Genomic DNA, 25,427 nt, shown 5'->3' on the forward strand with positions numbered 1-25,427 from the left:
ATTTACACCAACAGAGAATCGTGAAGGAGAGCCCTATGGCTACCGTAAAAGTCGATAACAGCAACTTCCAGGCCGAAGTCCTTGACGCCGCCGAGCCGGTGATCGTGGATTTCTGGGCTGAATGGTGCGGCCCTTGCAAAATGATTGGCCCGAGCCTCGAAGAAATTTCGAACGAGCTCGCCGGCAAGGTGAAGGTCGTCAAGCTGAATATCGACGAAAATCCCGAGCTTGCTGCCCAGTTCGGCGTACGCTCGATCCCGACGCTTGCCATGTTCAAGGGTGGCGAAGTCGCCGACATCAAGGTCGGCGCCGCTCCGAAGACCGCCCTTTCGGCCTGGATTTCCAGCGCCGCCTAACTTCCAGTCGCATGCCCGCGTAAAAAAAGCCCGGCTGATCCCTGCAGCCGGGCTTTTTCTTTTGGTGTAGCGGCGCCCTTTTGTCAGGTCGGCGGGGTGCCGTTGTCGGCAAGTACGTTGCCGGCGAAATAAAGCGAGCCGCCGATCAAGATGCGCGGCGGCCGCCCCCCCGGCACCTGGCGGCGGGCGATTTCCTGCAGCGCCTCAGCCGTGGAGCCGGCGGGTTCGGCCACCAAGCCCGCGTCGAATGCGGCATGGGCGAGAACCACCGGGTCGAGCCCCGATTCGCTGCCGCGGATGCGCACGGTGAAGACGTGTTCGGCGATGTCGGCAAAGGCGCGGAAATAGCCGATCGGGTCCTTGGTATTGATCATGCCGGCAATGATGTAAAGCGGCCGGGCCTGGCGTTCCTCGAAGGATGCCATTGCCTCGGCGATCACCTCGCCGGCGCCGGGGTTGTGCCCGCCATCCAGCCAGATTTCAGAACCCTCGGGCGCATATTGCAGCAGTTTACCTTCGGTCAACTTCTGGAGGCGGGCGGGCCATTCGACCGTCGCCATCGCCTTTTCCATCATCGCTTCGGTGACGGTGAAGCCAGCTGCCTTGACGGCGCGGATGGCGGCAGCGGCGTTGGCGTATTGGTGACGCCCCGGCAGGCGCGGCAAAGGCAGGTCGGCAAGGCCGTACTCGTCTTGATAAATCAGCCGGCCAAATTCCTCGTGGGCCGAAAACTCCTGGCCATAGACGGCGGTCGGACAGCCGAGCCGTTCGGCAGTCGAAACCAGCACGTCGCGGGCCGCCTCAAATTCCTGCTGGCCGATGACCACCGGGCGGCCGCGCTTCATGATCCCCGCCTTTTCGGCGGCAATCAGCTCGACCCGATCGCCGAGATAGGCCTGATGGTCGAGCGAGATCGGCATGATGACCGAAACCGCCGGATCGGAAATGACGTTGGTGGCATCGAAACGGCCGCCGAGGCCGACTTCGAGGATCACCGCATCGCCGGGTTGTTCGGAGAACAGAAGGAAGGTCGCTGCGGTCAGGATCTCGAAGACGGTGATCATCTGGCCATTATTGGCCGCCGCGATGCGCCGCAGGGCATCCGCCAGCATCTCGTCGCCGACGATCTGGCTGCGGCCGCCTTTGACGCCGATTCGATAGCGTTCATGCCAGTGGACAAGATGCGGAGACGTGTGGACATGCGTGGCGTAACCGCCTGCCTCGAGCAGGGCACGGCAGAAGGCGGTGACGGACCCCTTGCCGTTGGTGCCGGCCACATGGATGACGCGCGGCAGTTTCCTGTGCGGATTGCCGAGGAGTTCGAGCAGGCGGGTGATCCTGTCGAGCGAAAGATCGAAACCCTTCGGATGAAGGGTCATCAGCCTATCGATTTCCCGTTCCGCTTCGCTCACAACGGGCTCGTTCATGGTGGTCATCCCGCCGCTCCGGCTCTCGATTCTCTCTTTCGGTCAGGCGCTGAGCGCGATGGGGGCCGGAAGCGCTTCCTGGACAGGCTGCTTTGTCAGCATCTTCAGGATTTTGGCCAGCGTCGACGGAATGTCGTGGCGCTTCACCACCATGTCGACCATGCCGTGCTCGAGCAGATATTCCGAGGTCTGGAAACCTTCGGGCAGCTTTTCGCGCAGCGTCTGCTCGATCACCCGCTTGCCGGCAAAGCCGATTTCGGCGCCCGGTTCGGCGATATGGACGTCGCCCAGCATGGCGTAGGAGGCCGTAACGCCGCCGGTCGTCGGGTTGGTGAGCACGACGATATAAGGCAGCCCCGCTTCCTTCAGCATGTCGACCGCAACCGTGGTGCGCGGAAGCTGCATCAGCGACAGGATGCCTTCCTGCATGCGGGCGCCACCGGAAGCCGGGAAGATCACCAGCGGGCATTTTTCGGTGAGAGCTCGTTCGCAGGCCCGGACGATCGCCTCGCCAGCCGCCATGCCGAGCGAACCGCCGATGAAGTTGAATTCATGCACGACAGCGACCAGCTTCAGGCCCTGGACCTCGCCGAGACCGGCAAGAATCGTGTCTTCCTGCTCGGTCTTGATGCGGCTGTCCTTCAGGCGGTCGGCATACCGTTTCGAATCGCGGAATTTCAGGGGATCCTGGGCGACCTTCGGCTGCGGGAACGCTTCGAAGACACCGCCGTCGAAAAGATCGACAAGGCGAGCCTTGGCGGGCATCTTCATGTGGAAGCCGGAAGCGGGGATGACCCACTTGTTTTCTTCCAGGTCCTTATGAAAGACCATTTCCCCGGTTTCCGGGCACTTGATCCAGAGATTTTCCGGAACGTCCCGGTTGGGACGACCGAGCATGGAGTTGATGCGCGGCCGGACGTAATTGGTGATCCAGTTCACTTGGCGTACTCCCGATTAACTCAAGCCTAATGTGGGAAACTATTCGGCGGCAACAAGGCGGGCAGCGCGCACGCCGGTTGCAAGGCCCCGAACCAGGGTTGCGACCGCAGCAACGGTATCCGGACCGGCCTTGCCATCCTTGGTGAGGCTGCCGGCGATCTGGCTGACGATTGCCGAACCGACGACGACGCCATCCGCAGCAGCGCCGATTGCCTTGGCGTGATCCGCGGTCTTGACGCCGAAACCGACGCAGACCGGCAGAGCCGTGTGGCCCTTGATGCGCTTGACGGCTCCGCCGATCAGCGACGGATCCGGAAGGGCCGAGCCGGTGATGCCGTTCATCGAGACGTAATAGACGAAACCTGACGTGTTCTTGAGAACGGCCGGGAGACGCTTGTCGTCGGTGGTCGGGGTGGCGAGGCGGATGAAGTTGACACCCTTGGCCAGTGCCGGGATGCAGAGCTCGTCATCCATTTCCGGCGGAAGATCGACGACGATCAGGCCGTCGATGCCGGAGGCGATCACGTCATCGAGGAATTTTTCGACGCCATAGACATAGATCGGGTTGTAGTAACCCATCATGACGATCGGCGTTTCAGTATCGTCTTCGCGGAACCTGCGTGCGAGCTCGAGCGTCTTTGCGAGCGTCTGACCGTCCTTCAGGGCGCGCTGACCGGCCATCTGGACCGCCGGGCCATCGGCCATCGGATCGGAAAACGGCATGCCGAGCTCGATCAGATCGGCCCCGGCATCGGGCAGTGCCTTCATGATGCCGAGCGAGGTCTCGAAATCCGGATCGCCGCCCATGATGTAGGTGATTAGCGCTGGGCGACCCTCGGCCTTCAGGGCCGCGAAACGTTTGTCCATACGAGCGGTCATATCAAAGCTCCATGCCGAGAATCTTGCCGACGGTGAAGATGTCCTTGTCTCCACGGCCCGACAGATTCATCAGGATGATTTCGTCCTTGCCCATCTTCGGGGCGCGCTTGATCACTTCGGCGAGCGCATGGCTCGGCTCCAGCGCCGGGATGATGCCTTCGAGACGGGTCAGCATCTGGAAAGCGTCGAGCGCTTCGTCGTCCATGATCGGCACGTATTCCGCACGGCCGATGGAATGCAGCCAGCTGTGCTCCGGACCGATGCCGGGATAGTCGAGGCCGGCCGAAATCGAATGGCCTTCGAGGATCTGGCCGTCGCCGTCCTGCAGCAGATAGGTGCGGTTGCCATGCAGGACGCCAGGCGTTCCGGCGGTGATCGAGGCGCAGTGTTCGACGCCCTGGAGGCCACGGCCACCGGCTTCGACGCCGACGATCCGGACGCTGTCGTCATCGAGGAAAGGATGGAAGATGCCGATCGCGTTCGACCCTCCGCCAACGGCGGCAATGACCACGTCAGGCAGCCTGCCTTCGGCTTCCAGCAGCTGGGCGCGGGCTTCGGTGCCGATGACCGATTGGAAGTCGCGGACCATTTCCGGATAGGGATGCGGGCCGGCGGCGGTGCCGATCAGGTAATAGGTGTCGTCGACATTGGTGACCCAGTCGCGCAGCGCCTCGTTCATGGCGTCCTTCAGCGTGCCGTGACCGGCGGTGACCGGACGGACTTCAGCACCGAGGAGCTTCATGCGGAAGACGTTCGGCGCCTGCCGCTGAACGTCGGTGGCGCCCATGTAGACGACGCAGGGGAAGCCGAAACGGGCGGCAACGGTCGCGGAGGCAACGCCATGCTGGCCGGCACCGGTTTCGGCGATGATACGGGTCTTGCCCATGCGCTTGGCAAGCAGGATCTGACCGATGCAGTTGTTGATCTTGTGCGAACCGGTATGGTTCAGCTCTTCGCGCTTGAAATAGATCTTGGCACCGCCGAGATGTTCCGTCAGGCGCTCGGCGAAATAGAGCGGGCTCGGGCGGCCGATATAATGGGCGCCAAGATCAGCCAGTTCCTTCTGGAAGGCCGGATCGTTCTTCGCCTTTTCCCATTCCCCCTGGAGATCCAGGATCAGCGGCATCAGCGTTTCGGCGACGAAGCGCCCGCCGAAAATACCGAAACGGCCATCCTCATCGGGGCCGGAACGGAACGAATTGGGTTTTGGCGTCTCGTTCACTGTCTACTCCCTCACGCGCTTTTCCGATCCGCATCTGCAACGGCATCGAAAAACGCATCGATCATTCCAAGGTCCTTGATACCCGGCGCACTTTCGACGCCGGACGATAGATCGATACCGGTCGCCCGCGTCGATTTGAGGGCGATGGTGGCATTATCCTTGTTCAATCCTCCCGAAAGCATGTAATCCACGCCCTCGTCAAGGGAAGCCATCAGGCTCCAGTCAAAGGAAATGCCGTTGCCGCCCGGCAATTCAGATCCGGCGGGAGCCTTGGCATCGAAGAGAAAACGGTCAGCGACGCCGATATACGCATCGACCCGGTCAAGATCGCCGGCTTCCTTCACAGAAAATGCCTTCATGACCGGCAGGCCGAAGAGCGCTTTTACCTGCAGAACCCGTTCCGGGCTCTCGTTGCCATGCAGCTGCAGGATGTCGGGCCGCACCATGGATACGATGTCGTCCAGTTCCTCGTCATCGGCATCGACCGTCACCGCGACGAGCTTCACCCGTCCGCGGACTCGATCGGCAAGGTCTCCAGCAAGGTCCGGTTCCACATAACGCGGGCTCTTGGCAAAAAAGATGAAGCCGATATGCGAGGCACCCCGCGCCACGGCGCGATCGACAGCCTCGGGGGTCTTCAACCCGCAGATCTTGATATCAGGTTTCATGAGGTGCGGAGTGGCATGAAATTCCGCCGGAGTCGAGGCAAATCATAGCCGAGAGTGCGGCGTTTGGGGCATGGATCCTCGGGTCAAGCCCGAGGATGACGACGGAGAAGGCGGCGGATGGCTAAGGAGCGGACGGCTGGTGATCGCCAACGGGCGATAACATCCAAGCTGGTCATCCTAGGGCTTGACCGAGGATCCACAGGCGGTCTCCTACTCGAAGTCGATCGCGTGCAGCTGCGAGCCGTGCTGTTTCAGCCATTTGCGCGCTTCTTCCATGCGCGGGCAGAGCTCCCTGCACAGGGCCCAGAATTTCGGACCGTGGTTCATCTCCTTCAGGTGCGCCACTTCATGGGCGGCGAGATAGTCGATGATCAGAGGCGGAGCCATGACGATGCGCCAGGAAAAGCTGAGATTTCCATCCCAGGAGCAGGATCCCCAGCGGCTGCGGGTATCCTTCATGGAGACCGACTTGATCGGCTTGCGGATGGCGGCGGCGTGGCGGGCGACCAGCACTTCGAGATCCTTGCGCGCTTCCTTCTTGAAAAAGGCGGAGAGCCGGCGGCCCATATGATCCTCAAGGCCGCTCACCCTCAGCACCGGTTCGCCGTCGATCAGCACCGCCTCGGTAAGGCCGCGAAGCGTGCCGGTATGTTCGATCCGGTGAGGCACGCCGCGAAAGGCGATACGGCCGCCGGGGCGAATCGCATTGTCCGCGGAGAATTTCGCCAGCTTGGTCAGCAGCCAGCCCTGATGGCGGTCGAGGAAATCGTCGATCTCGCGCTTCAGCAGGCCCGCCGGCACGGTGAGATTGAGCGCGCGGCCCCCGGGTTCGATCCTGAGCGTGATGCGGGTGGCACGGCGGTTTTCCCTGATCGTCAGCGGCATCGCCCGATCGCCGACATCAAGCGTCCGCTTAACCGTTTCGAGCGGTTTCGGTTTGGAGCGGACTGGCTTTTTCAGAAGCGCGAACATGGACCCTTTCTAGCCGATTCCCTTACATAAAAAAGCCGGCGCCTCACAGACGCCGGCTTTCCATCGCGTTTCACGTGAATCCTTGGGAGGATCAGAGATCGACAACCGGGTTCTGGCCGGAAGAACGGTTCTGCCGCTCGCGCATGAAGCGATCGAACTCTTCCTGGTCCTTGGCGCGGCGAAGCTCGCGGACATAGTTGTCGAATTCTTCGCGCATTTCATCCAGCTTGCGGCGTTCTTCCTCGATCCGGTCGATCTCGGTCTTGCGCCAATCGTCGAAGGCGATGTTGCCAGTGGTGAAATGCGTGTTGTAACGGGACTTCGCCCGGCGGCAGCCGGCGAACATGCGATCGGCGCGGTCGTTGGCATCGCGCTTGAAGCCGCGGAGCCTGTCCCCGAAGAGAATATAGGCGAGCATGGCAAGGCCGAGAGGCCAGAAAACGACGAAACCGAGCACCATGAGAGCGATGGTGGCCGGCGTCCAATCCGGACGAATCAATGCTGACTGGTTCATTGGTCACACCCTGATGTTTCAGCGGGTGGCCACATGCCAGCCCGTCTCATTCCGATTTGGTGAGCCCATGATCCGCCTTCAAGAAGACGGATCATTAAATTCAAGAAGATGCTGAAATATAAACCGGAATTCGAAGAACCCCGCCGGCTTAGCCGGCCTTGCCGCCCTTTATCACGCGCTTGACCGGAGTCTTCTTCGGTGCGGACCTGGCATGTTTCTGGGTGAAGGCAACGATGCGAGGCGCGATCTCGCGGCGGAAACGCGAGCCGTTGAACACACCGTAGTGGCCGACATCCGGCTGCATGTAGTGCATGCGCATCTCATCGGGAATGTTCGGGCAGATGGTCTGCGCCGCATTGGTCTGGCCGAGACCGGAAATATCGTCGTTCTCGCCCTCGACGGTCAGAAGCGCCACCTGATGGATGAGCTTGGTATCGACCGGTACATTCCGGTGCATCATCTCGCCCTTCGGCAGCGAATGCTTGATGAAGACCGTGTCGACCGTCTGGAGGTAAAACTCCTCGGTGAGGTCCATGACCGCCAGATATTCGTCGTAGAACTCGCGGTGCTTCTCGGCGGACTCGCCGTCGTTCTTGACGAGGTGCTGGAAGAATTCCTTGTGGGCGGTCACGTGCCGGTCAAGGTTCATCGACATGAAGCCGGACAATTGCAGGAAGCCTGGATAGACGCGGCGCATGAAACCGGAATGCGGCCACGGCACGTTCATGATGACGTTGTCGCGGAACCATTCGATCGGATGTTTTTCCGCGAGCTTGTTGACGGCGGTCGGGTTGATGCGGGTGTCGATCGGGCCCCCCATCAGGATCATCGAGGCCGGAACCATCTGGTCGCGCTGCGATTCCATCACAGCCACGGCAGCAAGCACCGGGACCGAAGGCTGGCAGACGCCGATGACATGGGCGCCAGGGCCGATCGCGTGCAGCATCTCGATGATGTAGTCGATATAGTCGTCAAGATCGAAGCGGCCATCGGTGATCGGCACCATGCGGGCGTCGATCCAGTCCGTGATGTAGACATCGGCGCTTGGCAGCAGCGCTTCCACGGTGCCGCGCAGCAGGGTCGCATAATGGCCGGACATCGGCGCGACGATCAGGATCTTCTGGTCCGGGGCACGGCCGGCCGGCAAGTCACGGCGGAAATGCAGGAGATTGCAGAACGGTTTGTTCCAGACGATCTCTTCCGTCACCGCGACGGTTTCGCCGTCGGCGATCGTGAACGGGAGATCGAAGGCCGGCTTACCGTATCGGCGCGTCACGCGCTCGAAGACTTCAAGGCCGGCGGACAGCGTCCGGCCCATCGTCGTATGGGAAAACGGATTGAGCGGGTTGGAATAGAAGAAGTGCATGGCATCCGCGGCAGCGCGGACAGGAGCCATCGCGGCGTGGTTCATCTCGTAGAACTGATAGAACATCGAGGTGCTACCTTTCGTGATTTCCGACAGCGCATTCGACAGGGGCATCGAACCGATCGGTTCAGGAGCAGCGTGGGGATAGGCTAGCACTTTTCTATTGCGGTGCAACATTATGGGGGATACCGGCTGAATTGGCCAAGAGGAAGGCGGAACCGCAGATCATTCTGCTGTCTTGAGAATGACATGTAAGCCTTAAAGTTCCACCTTCCAAGCCTGGTTAAGGACTCATCCCCGCCGGCGGGCATGAGTCCTCCGATCATTTAGACGTCGGCGACGAAGGTCTGACGCTGGGTGCCGAGGCCATCGATGCCGAGCTCGACGACTTCGCCGGGCTTCAGGAAACGCTGCGGCTTCATGCCGAGGCCGACGCCCGGAGGCGTGCCGGTGGAGATGATGTCGCCCGGATGCAGCGACATGAATTGGCTGAGGTAAGAGACGAGATAACGGACGCCGTAGACCATCGTCTTGGTGGAGCCGTTCTGCATCTTCTTACCATTGACCGTGAGCCACATACCGAGGTTCTGCGGATCGGCGATTTCATCCTTGGTGACGAGCCAGGGGCCGATCGGGCCGAAGGTGTCGCAGGACTTGCCCTTGGTCCACTGGCCGGAGCGTTCGCTCTGGAAGGCGCGTTCGGAGACGTCGTTGGTCAGGCAGTAGCCGGCGACATAATTCATCGCATCGGCTTCCGAGACATATTTTGCGGTCTTGCCGATGACGACCCCGAGCTCGACTTCCCAGTCGGTCTTCTGGGAACCCCGCGGGATGACCACGTCGTCGTTCGGGCCGACGATGGCGGAAGTCGCCTTCATGAAGATGATCGGCTCCGGCGGTACGGTCGCGCCGGTTTCGGCCGCATGGTCGGAATAGTTGAGGCCGATGCAGATGAACTTTCCGGTGCCAGCGACGCAGGCGCCGATGCGGGTCGGCTGCAATTCGGGCAGGCTTTCCGGATCGAGAGCGGCGATCTTGGCAAGGCCTTCCGGGGAAATGGCAGGCCCGGCAATATCGGCGACATGGCCGGACAGATCGCGGATCTTGCCCTTGTTGTCAAAAAGTGCCGGCGTTTCATGGCCCGGCTCACCAATGCGCATCAGTTTCAAAACATGATCCTCCATTTAAGCGAGGAGGTTTATGGAACATGCGTCCCGGCTTGTCACGCCCGTTTTCAGCCAACCAGAAGTCTGTTGCCAAGCAGGTCGACGGGCCTATTGTTAATGTTAAATCTACTCCCGGCCTGCAATTTCGGAGAATGCTCATGACCAGCAGCAACACCCGCGACTCGGAGTTTCCGATCGACACCTTCTTCCTCGACCGCTGGTCGCCGCGGGCGTTTACCGAGGAAACGATCGATCAGGCGACCATGCTGACGATCCTCGATGCTGCCCATTGGGCGCCCTCCTCCGGCAACAACCAGCCCTGGCGTTTCATCTATGCGATCCGCGGTACGCCTTCTTTTCCGGTGCTCGTCGACATTCTTTCGCCGGGTAACCAGCGCTGGGCGCAGAACGCGGCAGCGCTGATGATCGTCGTGTCGAAGACCTATCGCATCGCGAGCAATGGCGAGCGCCGGCTTGCCTACACCCATTCCTACGATACGGGTGCTGCCTGGTTCTCGGTGATCTGCCAGGCGATGAAACTCGGTTATCACGCGCACGGTATGGAGGGTTTCGACAAGGAAAAGGCTGTCGAAGTGCTTGGCATTCCGGAAGGTTACCGGGCCGAGGCAGCGGCTGCGATCGGCCGCATCGCGGACCGGAGCACGCTTCCCGACGATCTTGCCGAACGGGAGTTTCCAAGCAAGCGCAAGCCGGTTTCGGAGATCGCCTTCGAGGGAAAATTCACCGGAGAGCCCTGAGCGCCGGCGATGCCTCGAAAATTGTTTCACGTGAATCCCTATCCACAGGAAAGATTCACGTGAAACACTTTCGAACTGGACAAACAAAAAACGGCGGCCCGAGAACCGCCGCTTTTTTGTAAAGCTTCAACGTCAGATGTCGAGGTTGGCAACGCTCAGCGCGTTTTCCTGAATGAACTCGCGGCGCGGTTCGACTTCGTCGCCCATCAGGCGCGAGAAGAGGCCGTCGGCATCGGTCGCATCGTTGACCCTGACCTGCAGCAGCGAGCGGACGTTCGGATCGAGCGTCGTTTCCCAGAGCTGCTCGGCATTCATCTCGCCGAGGCCCTTGTAACGCTGCATGGAGAGACCCTTTCGGCCCGTCGCGAAAATCGATTCCAGCAGCGCGCGGGGGCCGGACATTTCCTGCTGACCATCCTTGCGGGTGAGGACCGGCGGGGTGCGATAGATTTCCTGCAGGCGCGCCGTCATCTGGTCGATATGGCGGGCATCGGCCGAGCCGATCAGCGCCACGTCTACGGAGGCGACTTCCTTGACGCCGCGCACCATGCGCTCGAAACGCAGGCCGCCCTCGTCCGTCACATGGCCGGACCAGCCGCGTTCGGTCTCTTCGGCGATCATGTCCAGCCGGCGGGCGACTTCATCGGCTGTCTGCTGGGCCCGTTCGCGGTTATCGGTCAGTTCCGGATTGAGGGCACCGGCGATCGCAGCCTGTTCGATGATCGAGCGGCTGTAGCGGGAATGCAGGCCTTCGACCAGGCTGCGCAGGCGCAGCGCGTCCTGGATGACTTCCCGCATATCTTGGCCGGCACGTACTTCGCCGGAACCGAGCGTCAGCGTCGCCTCTTCGAGGCCCATGGTGATCAGGTACTCTTCCAGGGCGACTTCGTTCTTCAGGTACTGGATCGACTTGCCGCGGCTGACCTTATAGAGCGGCGGCTGGGCGATATAGATATGCCCGCGCTCGATCAGCTCCGGCATCTGGCGGAAGAAGAAGGTCAGAAGCAGGGTGCGGATATGGGCGCCGTCGACGTCGGCGTCCGTCATGATGATGATCTTGTGGTAACGCAGCTTGTCGGCGTTGAACTCGTCCTTGCCGATCGATGTGCCGAGCGCGGTGATCAGCGTGCCGATTTCCTGGCTTCCGAGCATCTTGTCGAAACGGGCACGTTCGACGTTGAGAATCTTGCCGCGGAGCGGGAGGATCGCCTGGTTCTCGCGCGAACGGCCCTGCTTGGCGGAACCGCCGGCGGAATCGCCCTCGACGAGGAACAGTTCGGACTTGGCCGGGTCGCGCTCGGAGCAATCGGCAAGCTTGCCGGGCAGCGAGGCGATGTCGAGTACGCCCTTGCGGCGGGTCAATTCGCGGGCCTTGCGGGCGGCTTCGCGGGCAACGGCCGCTTCGACCACCTTGCCGACGAGAATCTTCGCTTCGGTCGGATGTTCCTCGAACCAAGTGCTCAGGGCTTCGTTCATCAGGCTTTCGACCACCGGCCGAACTTCCGAGGAAACGAGCTTGTCCTTGGTCTGCGATGAAAACTTGGGGTCGGGCACCTTGACGGAAAGCACCGCGGTGAGGCCTTCGCGGCAGTCTTCTCCCTGCAGCGTGACCTTTTCCTTCTTGGTGATGCCGGAACTATCCGCATAGGACGTCACCTGACGCGTCAGGGCGCCTCGGAAGCCGGCCATATGGGTGCCGCCATCGCGCTGGGGAATATTGTTGGTAAAGCAGAGCATGTTTTCGTGGTAGCTGTCGTTCCACCACATGGCCACTTCGACCGTCATGCCGTCCTTTTCGCCCTTGATGCTGACTGGCTTTTCGACCAGCGGCTTCTTGGAGCGATCGAGATAACGGACGAAGGCTTCGAGACCGCCGTCATACAGCATTTCCTCTTCCTTGACGTCCGGCTTGCGCTTGTCCGTTAGCCGGATTCTGACGCCGGAATTCAGGAACGCCAGCTCGCGCAGACGATGCTCGAGCGTGCCGTAGTCATATTCGGTCATCGTGAAGGTTTCGGAGCTTACGAGGAAGGTAACCTCGGTTCCGGAGCGACCTTCGTATTCGCCGATGACCTTGAGCGGACCGTCGGCAACGCCGTGGGTGAAGGAAATTTCGTGGAGCTTGCCGTTGCGGCGGATGCGCAGCTTCAGCCAGACGGACAGCGCGTTGACGACGGAGACGCCGACGCCGTGCAGACCACCCGAGACCTTGTAGGAGTTCTGGTCGAACTTGCCGCCAGCATGGAGCTGGGTCATGATCACTTCGGCAGCCGATACGCCCTCGCCGGTGTGAATATCGGTCGGGATACCGCGGCCGTTATCCGTCACGGTGACGGAGCCATCCGCGTTGAGCGTGACGGTCACCAGGTCGGCATGGCCAGCCAGCGCCTCGTCGATCGCGTTGTCCACGACTTCGTAGACCATGTGATGCAGGCCGGAGCCGTCGTCCGTATCGCCGATATACATGCCGGGCCGCTTGCGCACTGCATCGAGGCCCTTCAGAACCTTGATCGAGTCAGCACCATATTCGGCACTCGCGCCATTATCGCTGACGGGTGTATCGGTCATCAAGTATCTTCCAATTCGTTTGAGATGCCGGTTAAGCGAATCACCGGCCATTCCACCCTCAGAATATAGGGAAATCGGGGCGGTTTCTAAAGGTTGAGCCTCGCCAATACGGCATGAAAGCCGTGGATGCGTAGCGAATTCAGCCTCGCATCTCGGCTTTTTTGAGGAGCGTGTCCATTTCCTCTATCACGTCGGGCGGTAAAGAGCGAATCCGCTGCGCCAGCCGGTTGGCAAAGCCGGTGTATGATGGCGGCAGACCCGCGGTATCAAGCACGACTTTCGGATGCGACGCTTCGGCAAGGCGGAAAAGTTCTTCCGCCTCGTCCCAGATAACATTGAAATAACCGGCGATCCGCTGCAGCAGTTCGAAGGTCGGCCGGCCGCGCTTTCCATGCTCCAGGGCGGAAAGATAGGCAGGCGTGACGCCGATCGCCTCGGCCAGTTCGCGTTGGGTTATGCCCTTGCGGCGGCGCAGCTCCCTCAGTGCATGGCCGAAGGGGGTCATTCCCGATCTCCGCGATTGTCCCCTCTGCCGCGGGAAAGCCGCACATACATGGCGCCCTCGCCGCCATGATGACGCGCCGCCCATTCATAAGACGAGATCAGGAAACGGAACTCCGCTTTCGAAAACCACAGAGGCACAGCGCGTCGGAGCGCGCCTTCGCTGCCCATCGAGCTGCCCTTGCCGGTGATCACCAGCACATGGCGAAGACCGCGTTCATGGGCTCGCAGCAAAAAGTCGAGAAGCAGGTCGTGAGCCTCGCCCTGGAATAGTCCGTGCAGGTCGAGACGGGCGTCGATCGGCAGCCGGCCCTTGGCGAGCTTTTTCTTGACGGGCTTTTCGAGCGGCTGATGAGAACCCACGGGACGCCTGGCCGGGACGGGTGCCGGAAGCTCGACTGCATAACTCTGCTGCCGCGGCGCGGGTTTTGGCTTTTTCGCTTCGACGGCCGCTTCCTCCGCGGCGATCTTTGCGGCCTCCGCTTCCTCGAACTGCAGGATCTCCTTCATGCGGCCGGGCAAGGCGCGGGCCGACTTCGCGACCCTTCCCCACAATATCCGCTCTTCCGGATCGAGTTTGCGACCGCCCTTCATCCGCCGTACCTGACGGACGCTGCCTTGGGGATGAGGATGTAGAAGTCCGCATCGTTGCGTACGGTTCCAGCAAGCTCGCCCGCCTCGAAGCCGGAGCCAGTAAAAATGTCGCCGCGCGCCGGGCCGACGATCGCGGATCCGGTATCGAGCGCCAGCATCAGCCGCGCGAAGGGTTTGCCCCCATCCATATGGGTCAGCGTCTCGGACCGGATGAAAAAGGGGAAACCGAATGTATGAACCTGGCGGTCGACCGCCAGCGAGCGTCCCGGGATCAGGGGCACCTTGGCGGCCGCCACCGGCCCGAGCGACGGATCGGAGACATCCGCTTCCCGGAAGAAGATGTAGGAACGATTGTGCCAAAGCACCTCGTCAACCTTAGCCGGATTCTCAGCCAGCCAGGTTCGGATGCTCTGCATGGAAATCTTGGCGGGATCGATCTCGCCGCGGTCGATCAGCAGCTTGCCGATCGGCGAAAACGGATGACCCGCCTTAGCGGCATAGGTGATCCGCCGGATGTTTCCATCGGGATATCTCAACCTCGCCGCGCCCTGGACATGAATGAAGAAGACATCGACCTTGGACTTCGCATAGGCGATCTCCAGGCCGCGGCCTTCGAGAAAACCTCGGTCGATCTCGCCGCGGTCCGGATAGGGCTCGATGCCATCGGCTGTCTGCCTTCCGAACATGTAGCCGGAGTCCAATCCCGCCGGACGGTTGCCGTCGTCGAGATCAATGAGATCGTCGGGGCGATAGTAGAAGGGGTGGATCCAGACATCGTCCCGCGTTTCCGAGACCTCTATCTCAGGCTCGTAGAAAGCGGTGACGAAACCGCGCCGGCCGTCGTTGCGGGAGATCAGGAAGGGCGTGCAATGGGTCTCGAAGAAGGCCCGGGCAGAAACGGGATCGCCCGGGATGTCCCGGGCGGCTTCGATGAAGGAGGCGAGTTCCTCGGCCGTCAGGCCAAGGATACCGGTGCGGTACGGCTTGACCTTGCGGATATGCTCCAGCGACGCACGCATGCCGGCAAAAAGCGCCGTCGGATCGTCATCGCCCCACCCCGCAAGATCGGGGAAGGATACCGGCCGTAGAGTATAATCCGCAGAGCTCAAGGTCATTGTTCGGATTCGGTGGCGACCAATCTCCAGTTCGGATCGCGGGAGTGGATGTCACGGGCAAAGGTCCAGATGTCGGTGACCTCGGCCACGGTTTCCTGATCGCCGTCGATCAGCGCGCCGGCCTTGTCATAGGTGGCGGAAATCAGCTGGCTGACGATGCGGACGGTGATCTGCTCTTCGGCATCCTTGACGGCTGCATGGGTGATATCCGCCTTGTCGATACCGACGAATGTGGACTTCACCACCTCGCCGCGGGATTCCCGGTCGGTGATCGCCGTGTCGAAACCGTCAAAAACCTCTTTCGAGAGGAGGCCCTTCAGCGTCTTCCGGTCGCCGTCGGCAAAAGCCATGACGATCATCTCGTAAGCCATGCGGGCACCGTTCAGGAACTCGCGGGGGCGGAAGGAAGGATCTGACTTCACCAGTTCGCGCAGCGCGGTGTTGAGCGGCGTATCGGGCTTGGCGACAGCGTCGACATCCGCATAACGCTGCTCGTCATCCGTGGCGTCGCGACGCGGCAGGGTCACGACCTTGCTGTCATCGCCACCCGGGTTTTTCGCGACGTCGCGGGGGCTGTAAGGATCGAACGGCGGCTTCTCGCTTCCCGTCCGGCGTCCGAGCACACTGCGCAGTTGCAGGAAGATCAGAACCGCTGCGACAAGGAAAAAGAGTGTTATAAAGTCGTTGGAGCCCATCTTAACCCGCATTTGGCGTTTAAATATTCGGTGCAGTCTCTCATATAGTCTGCATACGCCTATCATTCAAATGATGAAGACGTTAGCGCTTTGCGCGCAACCGAATATCACGACACAGGGAATATCATGCGCTTCTTTCTCGTGCCGCTTCTTCTGATCGGCTGGCCGCTCGCCGAAATCGCCGGCTTCGTGCTGGTCGGCAAAGCACTCGGCCTCTGGGCGACACTCGGTCTGGTCATCGGTACCGCAGTGCTCGGAGCCATTCTGCTTCGCAGCCAGGGGACCCAGATCCTGAGGAAGATTTCGACCGAGAGCCGCGACGGCCGCGCACCCGGCCGCGCCCTGATCGACGGCGCGATGATCGTGGTCGCCGGAATCCTTCTGCTGCTGCCTGGCTTCCTCACCGACATCATCGGGCTGGCGCTGTTCATTCCCTTCGTGCGCAGCCTGATCTGGTCCGTGGTTGGTCGCCGCGTCGTCGTCGTCCGTTCGCCGCGCAGCGAAAGCTATCGCTACGAAAGCCCGAAGCCTTCGCCGGAGGCCAAGAAAACCGGGCCGGTGGTCGATCTCGACGAGCAGGATTACCATCGCGATCCCGACCCCTCTTCGCCCTGGGCCGGCCCCAAAAGCAAGGAACCTTGAGAGGTCCTGCGGGTTGGCCAGGGTTGTAAGCCCCCAGACGAAATGTTAGAGGGCCTCAACGCTCCAAAGCCTCGAGGAAATCCCAATGGCAGACGATAACAACCAGGCCGCAACGCCGTCCCTCAACATCCTGGCGCAGTACACCAAGGATCTCTCCTTCGAGAACCCAGGCGCTCCGCGTTCGCTGCAGGCGCGCGACAAGGCGCCGGCAATCAACATCAACGTCAACGTCAACGCCAATCCGCTTTCGGACGCCGATTTCGACGTTATCCTGACGCTGAACGCCGAAGCCAAGGAAGGCGACAAGATCGTCTTCGCGGCCGAACTGGTGTATGGCGGCGTCTTCCGCATCACCGGTTTTCCGCAGGAACACATGCTGCCGCTGCTCTTCATCGAGTGCCCGCGTCTCCTGTTCCCGTTCGCCCGCCAGATCATTGCGGATGTGACGCGTAACGGCGGCTTCCCGCCGCTGATGATCGACCCGATCGATTTCGCGCAGATGTTCACGCAGCGCATGGCCGAGGAACAGGCCCGTTCCAAGGTTCAGGCACTCGACAGCTGAGATCCAGTTTTGGATTTGATGATAAGAGCCCGGGCTTCGACCCGGGCTTTTTTATTCGGCCGGCTTGTACTTCAGCCAGACCGCCTTGTCCTTCAGGGACGTGACCATGGCCGCATGGGCTTCGATCTCGGCTTCCGTCAGCCGGCGGCCAAGAGGCCGCGGACGGCCGGCCACCGTCACCACGACTTCATCGACCTCGATCACCGTCGCAGACCGCTCGTTGCCCATCAGGCCGAGCGCCGTCTGGCGGCCGCCGGTCATCTCGATGTAGACTTCGGCGAGTAGTTCGGAGTCGAGCAGCGCGCCGTGCTTGGTGCGGTGGGCGTTGTCGATGCCGTAACGGCGGCAGAGCGCATCGAGCGAATTCGGACCCATCGGATGTTTGCGGCGGGCCATGGCTAGGGTGTCGATGACCTGGTCGGACATCACCGGCGGCAGGCCGAGGCGGCCGAATTCCGCATTCATGAAGCCCATGTCGAAAGTGGCGTTATGGGCGATCCACTTGGCACCGTCGAAAAATTCGATGATCTGCTGGACGACATCGCCGAAGCTCGGCTTGTCCTTCAGGAACTCGTCGGTAATGCCGTGAACCGCCAGCGCGTCCGGATGAACCTTGCGGTCGCCCGGATTGATGTAAAGATGAAGCGTCCTACCGGTCGGGAAATTGTTGATCAGCTCGATGCCGCCGATTTCGATCACCCGATCGACCTTCGATTCGAGGCCCGTGGTTTCCGTATCGAAGATGATCTCACGCATGTGGCTTTTTCTCGCTTGTCTTCCCGGCCTTCAGAGATGCGATGATCTCGCGAACCCGTTCTCTCGCCGCGTCCAGTCCAAGGCCCGTATCGACAAGGAAATCGGCTCTTTGGCGTTTTTCGCCGTCGGGCATCTGGCGCGAGAGAATCATCGCCAATTTTTCCTCCGTCATGCCGGGACGCGCAAGCACCCTGTCGCGCTGTATCTGTGGATCGCAGGTGACAACGACAATAACATCGGCGCGATCCTCGCCCTTCACTTCGAAGAGAAGCGGAATATCGAGGAGCACGAGGTCCGTGCCGGCTTCTCTGTGGCGGGTCAGGAAATCGACTTCACGCTGGCGGACCAGCGGATGGACGATCGCTTCGAGGATCGGGAATTTTTCAGGCGACGCCGAAAGCTGGCGGGACAGTTCCTGACGGTTGATGGCACCATCCTTGACCGTGCCGGGAAATGCCTTACCCACGGGTGCCACCGCATCGGTACGGTAGAGATCATGGACGACGGCATCGGCGTCATTCACCGCGACGCCTTCTTCCGCGAACATTTTCGCGGTTGTGGATTTTCCCATTCCGATTGAACCGGTGAGGCCGATGACAATCATCCGTGGCTTTCCATATCGGCGATGACAAGGTCCCGAAGAATTTTATCGACAACCGGGCGGCGGCCGAACCATTTTTCGAAGCCGGGCACAGCCTGGTGCAACAGCATGCCGAGCCCATCGACGGTCGCGAAACCTTGTTCCTCGGCCTGGACGAGCAGCGGCGTTTTCAACGGGACGTAGACGATATCGGTGACGACCGCGCCGGACGCCAACGGCGAGAAGTCAATCTTCAGCGCTTCGCTGCCGTCCATGCCGAGCGATGTCGTGTTCACAAAAAGGCCTGCGCCGGACATCACCTCGTCAAGCGCTTCGACGGGATGGGCATGAACTTTCGGACCGAACCGATCGGCGAGTTCCTCGGCGCGTGAAACCGTCCGATTGACCACATGGATCTCACTGATGCCGCGATCCCGTATCGCCTGGATGACAGCGCGGCTTGCGCCGCCGGCGCCCAAAATGACGGCGCGGCCGATCTTATCCCAGCCCGAATGGCGGTCGTTGAGATTGGCAGTGAACCCGTGGCCGTCGGTATTGGTGGCGTGCAACAGGCCGTCTTCCATCCAGAGCGTATTGGACGCGCCGAGTTCTTCCGCCAGATCATCCGGTCGGTCGGCCAGCTTGAAGGCAAGCTCCTTGTGGGGAATGGTGACATTGCCGCCGCGAAAACCGGAGCTTCCGTCTTTCAACGACTGGATGAAGGCGGGGAAGTCCGCTTCGGTCACGGCCTCGGGCCTGTAGGTCCCGGCAATTTCGAACTTCTTCAGCCAATACCCGTGGATCAACGGGGAACGGGAATGCTTCACCGGCCAGCCGGTTACGAAAGCATTAACCAAAAATGTTTCACGTGAATCAGCCATCGATCGCTCCCAGTTCGCGGAGCTTTTCGAGAAGCGGCAGCATGGGCAAGCCGAGTATGGTGAAATAGTCGCCTTCGATCCTTGAAAACAACTGGATACCCTCCCCTTCCAGCTGATAGGCTCCGACACTGCCGTAGACCTTCTCCCCGACCCGCGACAGGTAGCGGTCAACGAAGGTTTCGTTCAGTTTCCGGACGGTCAGGTCCGCATGGGCGACATGTTCCCAGACGATCTCGTTATCACACACGAAAGCGATCGCGCTGTTCAGTCGATGGGTTCTGTCGGAAAGGGAAAGCAGGTTCTCTTTCGCTTCGGCAAGGGTTTTCGGCTTGTGATAGACGCGGCTTCCGAGCGACATGGTCTGGTCCGAGCCGATCACCAGCGCGCCCGGAAAATGGCGGCTCACATCCACCGCCTTTGCCATGGCAAGCGTCAGCGCCACCTGATCTGGGTTTGCGCTCTCCAGTCCGGCCTCGATTTTCCGCTCGTCGATATCCGCCGCCGTGCTTTCAAAAGCGAGGCCGGCATTTTCCAGCAGCATCCTGCGGAAGGGGCTGGAGGAGGCAAGTACGAGCGGCATTGTCACGAAAATCTCCCAAAGGCTGCGGATTCGCTTAACGCAGCTTCGGGCGTAGCGCAACGATTGCGGCTGCCGTCTCCTCTATCGACCGGCGGGTTACGTCGATGACGGGCCAATTCTGGCGGGCGCAAAGTGCGCGGGCGTATTTCAGCTCCTCGTTGATCGTCGCGCGGTCCGTATAATCGCGCCGGTCGAACCCTTGAGTGACGCCAAGCTCGCGGTGTTCACGCACCTGGCTGATCCGGTCGGTCGTGGCGACGAGGCCGACGATCAGCGGGTGGGTTGCGCGATAGAGGCTGTCGGGCAGATCGACGCCCGGCACGATCGGGATGTTGGCAGTTTTGATGCCGCGGTTGGCAAGATAGATGCTGGTCGGAGTTTTCGAGGTGCGGCTGATGCCGATCAGCACGACATCCGCCTCGTCGTAGTCCTCCGGCATCTGGCCGTCGTCGTGATCCATGGTGAAATTGAGCGCTTCGATGCGCTTGAAATAATCCGCGTTGAGCGCGTGCTGGGCGCCGACACGGCGACGGGACGGCGCACCGAGATAGGCCTGGAAGGTCGCCATGACCGGTTCTAGGACGTTGACGCAGGGCAAGCCCATTTCCCGGCATCGCTGATCGATGAGTTCGGCCAGTTCCTGATCGACAATTGTATAAAGAACGATGCCCGGTTCACGGTCGAGCGCCTCGAGCACCGCCAGCAGCTGTTTGCGGTTACGGATCAGCGGATAGACATGTTCCACCGCCAGCGACGACTGGAACTGAGCCGAGGCGGCGCGGCCCGCGGAAATGAGGGTTTCGCCCGTGGAGTCAGATATGAGGTGCAGATGGAAGAAGTTTTTTCTGTTCTCCACGCTAAACTTAACCCTTTGTTGATAACTCGGGAGAGACCATCAGGTTCTCCCGGACCCGGACCCGGCCTCGGGAAAACCGCCTAGTTTTCCACATTCGCAGATCTTGCGGAGGCGGATCAGGTGGTCTTGTGTGTTGCGGGGACAAGCTTTCCGCCCCGCTTTTTCCTCCCCAGCTTATCCACAGATAGCGCCTAATCCGTCAGAGCGCCATGCCTCTGAATTGACTGGCGAAATTCATGCTGTCCCAGCGAACTTGCCCGAGATGCGATTTTTTATCCCTGACGTGAGCACAAAGCGGCGGATCGTCGCGTCGGCTGTGATTTGACTTTAATCCTTGCTACCCACCGACTCTAAGAAATAGAAAACCTTTTAAGATTCATTTCTTTGTTTTTAGGGAGAACCCATTGACCGGCTCATACCGGAAGATCGTCGAGGTGCTGGAAGGCAAGACCGTCACTCCACCGCCTGTCTGGCTGATGAGGCAGGCAGGACGTTACCTGCCCGAATACCGGGAAACGCGGGCGACAGCGGGAAGTTTTCTCGATCTCTGTTATACGCCGGATCTGGCTGTCGAGGTGACCTTGCAGCCGATCCGGCGTTACGGCTTCGATGCGGCGATCCTGTTTTCCGATATCCTGGTCATTCCGGATGCTCTCCATCGAAACGTGCGGTTCGTGCAGGGCGAAGGTCCCCAGATGGATCCGATCGATGTTGCCGGCATTCAGGCTCTGAGGGGCGAAGGCGTTCTTGCCCATCTTGCTCCCGTCATGGAAACGGTTCGCCGGCTGAGACGGGAACTCCCTGACGAAACTGCGCTGCTCGGTTTCTGTGGCGCTCCCTGGACGGTTGCCACCTACATGATCGCCGGCCATGGGACGCCTGATCAGGCCCCTGCCCGGTTGTTTGCCTATCGACATCCCGAGGCTTTCGAAAAGCTCCTCTCAGCTCTTGCGGAAATTTCCGCGGAATATCTGGTCGCCCAGATCGATGCCGGGGCGGATGCCGTGCAGATCTTCGATTCCTGGGCGGGCGTGCTTGGCGAAAAGGAATTCGAAGCCTATGCGGTGAAACCCGTCGCGCGGATGATCGAGATCGTTCGCCGCCAGCGGCCGCAGGCGAAGATCATCGCGTTCGCCAAGGGCGCCGGCCTGAACCTGAAATCCTATCGTCAGAAGACCGGGGCGGATGCGATCGGCCTCGACTGGTCGGTGCCGCTTTCGTTTGCCGCCGAGCTGCAGAAGGACGGCCCGGTCCAGGGCAACCTCGATCCGATGCGGGTCGTCGCCGGCGGCAGGCCGCTCGAAGACGGCATCGATGCTATTCTCGAGAAACTCGGGCAAGGGCCGCTGATCTTCAACCTTGGCCATGGCATTACGCCGGAGGCCAATCCCGACCATGTGACGACACTGATCGAACGGGTGCGCGGAGCGAAGGCGTGAGCGGGGAGGAGCTGCAGACAGGCAAGACAGCCGGCCGGCGGTCGGCATTGCGGGCCCTGGTCGCGCTTGCCGTCTTCGTCGCCATCCTGGTTGCGGTCTACCTGGCTCAGCCGGGTGATTTTCTTCTCTACGTCAAGGCTTTCCATGTCATCGCCGTGATGTCCTGGATGGCCGGATTGCTGTACATGCCGCGGCTGTTCATTTATCACAGCGACGCGGAACCGGGTTCGGCGCAGTCCGAAACCTTCAAGATGATGGAGCAGCGGCTCCTGAAGATCATCATGAACCCGGCGATGATGATTACCTGGGTTCTCGGTCTTTTTCTCGCCTGGGACGTCTACGAATTTCGCGGCGGATGGCTGCATGCGAAGATCGGGCTTGTCGTGGTGCTCACAATGGTGCATGTGCTGTTCAGCCGCGCGGTGCGTAACTTCGCGGTCGATGGTCCGCGAAGAACGCCGCGTTACTGGCGCTTGATGAATGAACTCCCGACCGTTCTGATGATCGGGATCGTCATTCTGGTGATCGTGAAACCGTTCTGATGCCGGCTTGATCTTTCTTTGGCAAGATTTCGGTCTTGCCCCTTGCGGCGTTCCACGTGAATCGCTATTTTCGTCGCCATCTCATCTCGTGGCATGCGTGTAATTTCCCGTCGTCCCCGGATCATCTTCCGCGGTAGCGAATTTCACCGACACGCCTAATTCCCCCGAAATTCTCAATATGGTCCCCTCTTCATGGCTGAAATGAAGCTTCAAGAACTCAAAAGCAAATCCCCTACCGATTTGCTGACCTTCGCCGAATCACTCGAGGTCGAGAACGCCAGCACGATGCGCAAGCAGGAGCTGATGTTCGCGATTCTCAAGGTTCTGGCGAGCCAGGACGTCGAAATCATCGGCGAAGGCGTGGTCGAGGTCTTGCAGGACGGGTTTGGTTTCCTGCGTTCCGCGAACGCAAACTACCTGCCCGGCCCCGATGATATCTATATCTCCCCCTCCCAGATCCGCCGCTTCTCGCTGAAGACCGGCGACACGGTCGAGGGCCCGATCCGCGGTCCCAAGGAAGGCGAGCGTTATTTTGCCCTTCTCAAGGTCAATACGATCAATTTCGACGATCCGGAAAAAATCCGTCACAAGGTTCACTTCGACAACCTGACGCCGCTTTACCCGAACGAGCGGTTCAAGATGGAGCTGGAAGTTCCGACCTCTAAGGATCTCTCGGCCCGAGTGATCGACCTGGTGGCACCGCTCGGCAAGGGCCAGCGTGGCCTGATCGTCGCGCCGCCGCGCACCGGTAAGACCGTTCTCCTGCAGAACATCGCCCACTCGATCACTGCCAACCATCCGGAATGTTATCTGATCGTCCTGCTGATCGACGAACGGCCGGAAGAAGTCACGGACATGCAGCGTTCGGTCAAGGGCGAGGTCGTTTCCTCGACCTTCGACGAACCGGCCGTGCGCCACGTGCAGGTTGCCGAAATGGTGATCGAGAAGGCAAAGCGCCTGGTCGAACACGGCCGTGACGTCGTCATCCTGCTCGATTCCATCACCCGCCTCGGCCGCGCCTACAACACCGTCGTACCCTCCTCCGGCAAGGTGCTGACGGGCGGCGTGGACGCCAACGCCCTGCAACGCCCGAAGCGTTTCTTCGGTGCCGCCCGTAACATCGAGGAAGGCGGTTCGCTGACGATCATTGCGACTGCGCTGATCGACACCGGCAGCCGCATGGACGAAGTCATCTTCGAAGAGTTCAAGGGCACCGGCAACTCGGAAATCGTGCTCGACCGCAAGGTCGCCGACAAGCGCATCTTCCCGTCGATGGACATCCTCAAGTCCGGTACGCGTAAGGAAGACCTGCTCGTGCCGCGTCAGGATCTCCAGAAGATCTTCGTGCTTCGCCGTATCCTCGCCCCGATGGGCACCACGGATGCGATCGAGTTCCTGATCGACAAGCTGAAGCAGACGAAGACCAACGGCGATTTCTTCGACTCTATGAACACCTGATCCTTAGCCGGATTCACGGATACGACGAGCGCTCGGTTCTAGCCGGGCGCTTTTCAGTTTGGAGCAGTCTCTGATAGATTGATACCATGATCCAGGCAGTCAACGATACGATCTACGCCCATTCCAGCGGCACCCTCCCCGCGGGCGTCGCGGTCATCCGGATAAGCGGGACGCTGGCATTCGACGCTGCCCAGGTTTTGGTGGGGGAGTTGCCGGCCGCCAGGAAGTCTGCGCTCAGGACGATTCGGAGCCGCAACGGTTCGATAATCGATCAAGCTCTGGTCCTGGCCTTTCCGGGCCCGAATTCCTTTACCGGCGAGGACTGTGTTGAAATACACCTGCATGGCAGCCGCGCCGTCGTTTCCGCCGTCTATCGGGAACTGGAGGCGATCGGGCTTCGTCTGGCCGAAGCGGGCGAGTTTTCCCGCCGCTCGTTCGAAAACGGAAAGCTGGATCTGGTGGAGGTCGAGGGCCTCGCGGATCTGATTGCCGCTGAGACCGAGATGCAACGGCGGCTGGCGGTCGAGCAGGGTTTCGGCGGGCAGTCGGCGCTCTATATGGAATGGGCCGAGAGATTGACGCGTGCGCGGGCCTTGATTGAAGCGGAACTCGACTTCGCGGATGAGGACGACGTTCCCGGATCGGTTTCGGACAGGGTCTGGACCGAGGTGGCGGATCTTTATCTCGAGATCCAGAATCATATCGCCTCTGCGAAAGCGGGGGAGATCATTCGGGACGGATACAAGGTGGTCATCGCAGGCCCTCCGAATGCCGGCAAGTCCAGTCTTCTCAACGCGCTGGCGAAACGAGATGTTGCGATCGTCACGGAGATTGCCGGCACCACGAGGGATATTCTGCATGTCGACGTCGACATGGATGGTTATCTCGTACGGTTCTTCGATACCGCCGGGCTTCGTGAGAGCGAGGATCGCGTTGAGCAGGAAGGTGTTCGAAGGGCACACATAGCGATCGAACAGGCGGATCTTGTCCTGCAGCTCGAGGAAATCGATTCGGACTCGAAACAGATCCTCGACGGGATAACTGCGGAGACCCTGCGCGTTGGAACCAAGGCAGACATACGCCGCCCTTCGGCCGCGTACGATCTGAATATTTCCAGCGAAACGGGGGATGGACTGGATGAGCTTCGTTCCGTGATCTTGGAAAAACTCCGCGAGACCTGGTCCGGATCGCTGGTTCCCAACCGGCAGCGACATCTTCAGTACCTGAAAGAGGCTTCCATTTTCATCGAAGAAGCGTTAAACGGCCGAGAGCTCGATCTTCGGGCCGAGAGCCTTCGGGCCGCAGCATCGTCGCTCGGCCGCATCACCGGCCGGGTCGATGTGGAACAGCTTCTTGACGTGATTTTTTCGCAGTTCTGCATCGGCAAGTGA

At 60.6% G+C, this 25,427-nt stretch carries 27 protein-coding genes; 8 read left to right on the forward strand and 19 right to left on the reverse strand.

The features are described from left to right. Window positions 1-35 precede the first annotated feature (35 nt). Entirely contained in the window at window positions 36-356 is a 321-nt protein-coding gene (trxA, locus tag C5J24_RS26230; RefSeq protein ID WP_038547409.1) for a thioredoxin, read from the forward strand. A gap of 83 nt (window positions 357-439) precedes the next feature. Here trxA and C5J24_RS26235 read toward each other — a convergent pair whose 3' ends face one another. From C5J24_RS26235 to C5J24_RS26275, 9 genes are all read right to left on the reverse strand, one after another. After that, complete coding sequence (locus C5J24_RS26235) at window positions 440-1,792, reverse strand: folylpolyglutamate synthase/dihydrofolate synthase family protein (RefSeq protein WP_245446791.1); 1,353 nt, start codon at window positions 1,790-1,792, stop codon at window positions 440-442. 33 nt (window positions 1,793-1,825) lie between these two features. Next, entirely contained in the window at window positions 1,826-2,722 is an 897-nt protein-coding gene (accD, locus tag C5J24_RS26240; RefSeq protein WP_046636684.1) for an acetyl-CoA carboxylase, carboxyltransferase subunit beta, read from the reverse strand. Window positions 2,723-2,761: 39 nt separating this feature from the next. Then, complete coding sequence (trpA, locus tag C5J24_RS26245; protein WP_105422109.1) at window positions 2,762-3,601, reverse strand: tryptophan synthase subunit alpha; 840 nt, start codon at window positions 3,599-3,601, stop codon at window positions 2,762-2,764. Between the two features lies 1 nt (window position 3,602). Next, the gene (gene trpB / locus C5J24_RS26250) at window positions 3,603-4,823 is read right to left on the reverse strand and encodes a tryptophan synthase subunit beta (RefSeq protein ID WP_105422111.1); all 1,221 of its coding nucleotides are present in this window, start codon (window positions 4,821-4,823) and stop codon (window positions 3,603-3,605) included. 11 nt (window positions 4,824-4,834) lie between these two features. Beyond that, window positions 4,835-5,491, reverse strand: coding sequence for a phosphoribosylanthranilate isomerase (locus C5J24_RS26255; RefSeq protein WP_105422113.1), 657 nt, complete (start codon window positions 5,489-5,491; stop codon window positions 4,835-4,837). 210 nt (window positions 5,492-5,701) lie between these two features. Then, on the reverse strand, window positions 5,702-6,463 hold the full coding sequence (locus C5J24_RS26260) for a M48 family metallopeptidase (RefSeq protein ID WP_046636688.1): 762 nt from the start codon (window positions 6,461-6,463) through the stop codon (window positions 5,702-5,704). Between the two features lie 91 nt (window positions 6,464-6,554). Continuing rightward, window positions 6,555-6,977 carry a DUF2852 domain-containing protein gene (locus tag C5J24_RS26265; protein WP_046668110.1) on the reverse strand — a complete coding sequence of 141 codons (423 nt, stop codon included), beginning with the start codon at window positions 6,975-6,977 and terminating at the stop codon, window positions 6,555-6,557. Between the two features lie 148 nt (window positions 6,978-7,125). Next, window positions 7,126-8,409, reverse strand: a complete 1,284-nt coding sequence (locus C5J24_RS26270; RefSeq protein ID WP_105422300.1) for a polyhydroxyalkanoate depolymerase — start codon at window positions 8,407-8,409, stop codon at window positions 7,126-7,128. A gap of 260 nt (window positions 8,410-8,669) precedes the next feature. Next, window positions 8,670-9,512, reverse strand: coding sequence for a fumarylacetoacetate hydrolase family protein (locus tag C5J24_RS26275; RefSeq protein ID WP_105422115.1), 843 nt, complete (start codon window positions 9,510-9,512; stop codon window positions 8,670-8,672). Window positions 9,513-9,667: 155 nt separating this feature from the next. Between C5J24_RS26275 and C5J24_RS26280 the strand changes: the two genes are divergently transcribed. Next, window positions 9,668-10,267, forward strand: a complete 600-nt coding sequence (locus C5J24_RS26280) for a nitroreductase family protein (protein ID WP_105422117.1) — start codon at window positions 9,668-9,670, stop codon at window positions 10,265-10,267. Window positions 10,268-10,399: 132 nt separating this feature from the next. On the opposite strand, the gene gyrB is transcribed toward C5J24_RS26280, so the two are convergent. The 5 genes from gyrB to C5J24_RS26305 all read right to left on the reverse strand — a co-directional run bounded on the left by gyrB (window position 10,400) and on the right by C5J24_RS26305 (window position 15,740). After that, a complete protein-coding gene (gene gyrB / locus C5J24_RS26285; RefSeq protein ID WP_105422119.1) occupies window positions 10,400-12,835 on the reverse strand; it encodes a DNA topoisomerase (ATP-hydrolyzing) subunit B in 2,436 nt (811 codons plus the stop codon). Between the two features lie 139 nt (window positions 12,836-12,974). Then, window positions 12,975-13,340, reverse strand: coding sequence for a helix-turn-helix domain-containing protein (locus C5J24_RS26290; RefSeq protein WP_038547381.1), 366 nt, complete (start codon window positions 13,338-13,340; stop codon window positions 12,975-12,977). Beyond that, a complete protein-coding gene (locus C5J24_RS26295; RefSeq protein WP_105404814.1) occupies window positions 13,337-13,930 on the reverse strand; it encodes a Smr/MutS family protein in 594 nt (197 codons plus the stop codon). Before C5J24_RS26295 ends, C5J24_RS26290 begins: the two co-directional genes overlap by 4 nt. Further along, a complete protein-coding gene (locus C5J24_RS26300; RefSeq protein ID WP_105422121.1) occupies window positions 13,927-15,045 on the reverse strand; it encodes a murein transglycosylase A in 1,119 nt (372 codons plus the stop codon). Before C5J24_RS26300 ends, C5J24_RS26295 begins: the two co-directional genes overlap by 4 nt. Further along, window positions 15,042-15,740, reverse strand: a complete 699-nt coding sequence (locus C5J24_RS26305) for a Tim44/TimA family putative adaptor protein (RefSeq protein WP_105404816.1) — start codon at window positions 15,738-15,740, stop codon at window positions 15,042-15,044. The genes C5J24_RS26300 and C5J24_RS26305 overlap by 4 nt, the downstream gene beginning before the upstream one ends. Before the next feature lie 126 nt (window positions 15,741-15,866). Here C5J24_RS26305 and C5J24_RS26310 point away from each other — a divergent pair, with 126 nt between their 5' ends. Both C5J24_RS26310 and secB read left to right on the forward strand, forming a co-directional pair. Then, window positions 15,867-16,382 carry an FxsA family protein gene (locus tag C5J24_RS26310; RefSeq protein ID WP_105422302.1) on the forward strand — a complete coding sequence of 172 codons (516 nt, stop codon included), beginning with the start codon at window positions 15,867-15,869 and terminating at the stop codon, window positions 16,380-16,382. Window positions 16,383-16,467: 85 nt separating this feature from the next. Beyond that, a complete protein-coding gene (gene secB / locus C5J24_RS26315) occupies window positions 16,468-16,944 on the forward strand; it encodes a protein-export chaperone SecB (RefSeq protein WP_046611880.1) in 477 nt (158 codons plus the stop codon). A 51-nt stretch (window positions 16,945-16,995) separates the two neighbouring features. Here secB and dnaQ read toward each other — a convergent pair whose 3' ends face one another. From dnaQ to C5J24_RS26340, 5 genes are read right to left on the reverse strand one after another with little or no spacing between them, the layout of a single operon-like run. Then, entirely contained in the window at window positions 16,996-17,700 is a 705-nt protein-coding gene (gene dnaQ / locus C5J24_RS26320; protein WP_105422123.1) for a DNA polymerase III subunit epsilon, read from the reverse strand. After that, complete coding sequence (gene coaE / locus C5J24_RS26325) at window positions 17,693-18,304, reverse strand: dephospho-CoA kinase (RefSeq protein WP_105422125.1); 612 nt, start codon at window positions 18,302-18,304, stop codon at window positions 17,693-17,695. Before coaE ends, dnaQ begins: the two co-directional genes overlap by 8 nt. Further along, entirely contained in the window at window positions 18,301-19,161 is an 861-nt protein-coding gene (locus C5J24_RS26330; RefSeq protein ID WP_105422127.1) for a shikimate dehydrogenase, read from the reverse strand. The genes coaE and C5J24_RS26330 overlap by 4 nt, the downstream gene beginning before the upstream one ends. Then, a complete protein-coding gene (locus C5J24_RS26335) occupies window positions 19,154-19,747 on the reverse strand; it encodes a Maf-like protein (RefSeq protein ID WP_105422129.1) in 594 nt (197 codons plus the stop codon). Before C5J24_RS26335 ends, C5J24_RS26330 begins: the two co-directional genes overlap by 8 nt. Before the next feature lie 28 nt (window positions 19,748-19,775). Next, window positions 19,776-20,597 (reverse strand): pyruvate, water dikinase regulatory protein, encoded by an 822-nt coding sequence (locus C5J24_RS26340; RefSeq protein WP_046636701.1) that lies wholly within the window; start codon window positions 20,595-20,597, stop codon window positions 19,776-19,778. A gap of 404 nt (window positions 20,598-21,001) precedes the next feature. On the opposite strand from C5J24_RS26340, the gene hemE reads away from it, so the two are divergent. The 4 genes from hemE to mnmE all read left to right on the forward strand — a co-directional run bounded on the left by hemE (window position 21,002) and on the right by mnmE (window position 25,427). Then, window positions 21,002-22,036 carry a uroporphyrinogen decarboxylase gene (gene hemE / locus C5J24_RS26345; RefSeq protein WP_105422131.1) on the forward strand — a complete coding sequence of 345 codons (1,035 nt, stop codon included), beginning with the start codon at window positions 21,002-21,004 and terminating at the stop codon, window positions 22,034-22,036. Beyond that, window positions 22,033-22,578 carry a protoporphyrinogen oxidase HemJ gene (gene hemJ, locus C5J24_RS26350; protein ID WP_105404822.1) on the forward strand — a complete coding sequence of 182 codons (546 nt, stop codon included), beginning with the start codon at window positions 22,033-22,035 and terminating at the stop codon, window positions 22,576-22,578. Before hemE ends, hemJ begins: the two co-directional genes overlap by 4 nt. Window positions 22,579-22,770: 192 nt before the next feature. Beyond that, window positions 22,771-24,036: a transcription termination factor Rho gene (gene rho / locus C5J24_RS26355; protein ID WP_105404823.1), complete on the forward strand. Its 1,266-nt coding sequence runs from the start codon at window positions 22,771-22,773 to the stop codon at window positions 24,034-24,036. A gap of 89 nt (window positions 24,037-24,125) precedes the next feature. After that, window positions 24,126-25,427, forward strand: a complete 1,302-nt coding sequence (mnmE, locus tag C5J24_RS26360; protein WP_205412863.1) for a tRNA uridine-5-carboxymethylaminomethyl(34) synthesis GTPase MnmE — start codon at window positions 24,126-24,128, stop codon at window positions 25,425-25,427.

The sequence above is a fragment of the Neorhizobium sp. T25_27 genome, from assembly GCF_002968565.1.
In the GTDB taxonomy this organism is placed as follows: Bacteria; Pseudomonadota; Alphaproteobacteria; order Rhizobiales; family Rhizobiaceae; genus Neorhizobium; species Neorhizobium tomejilense.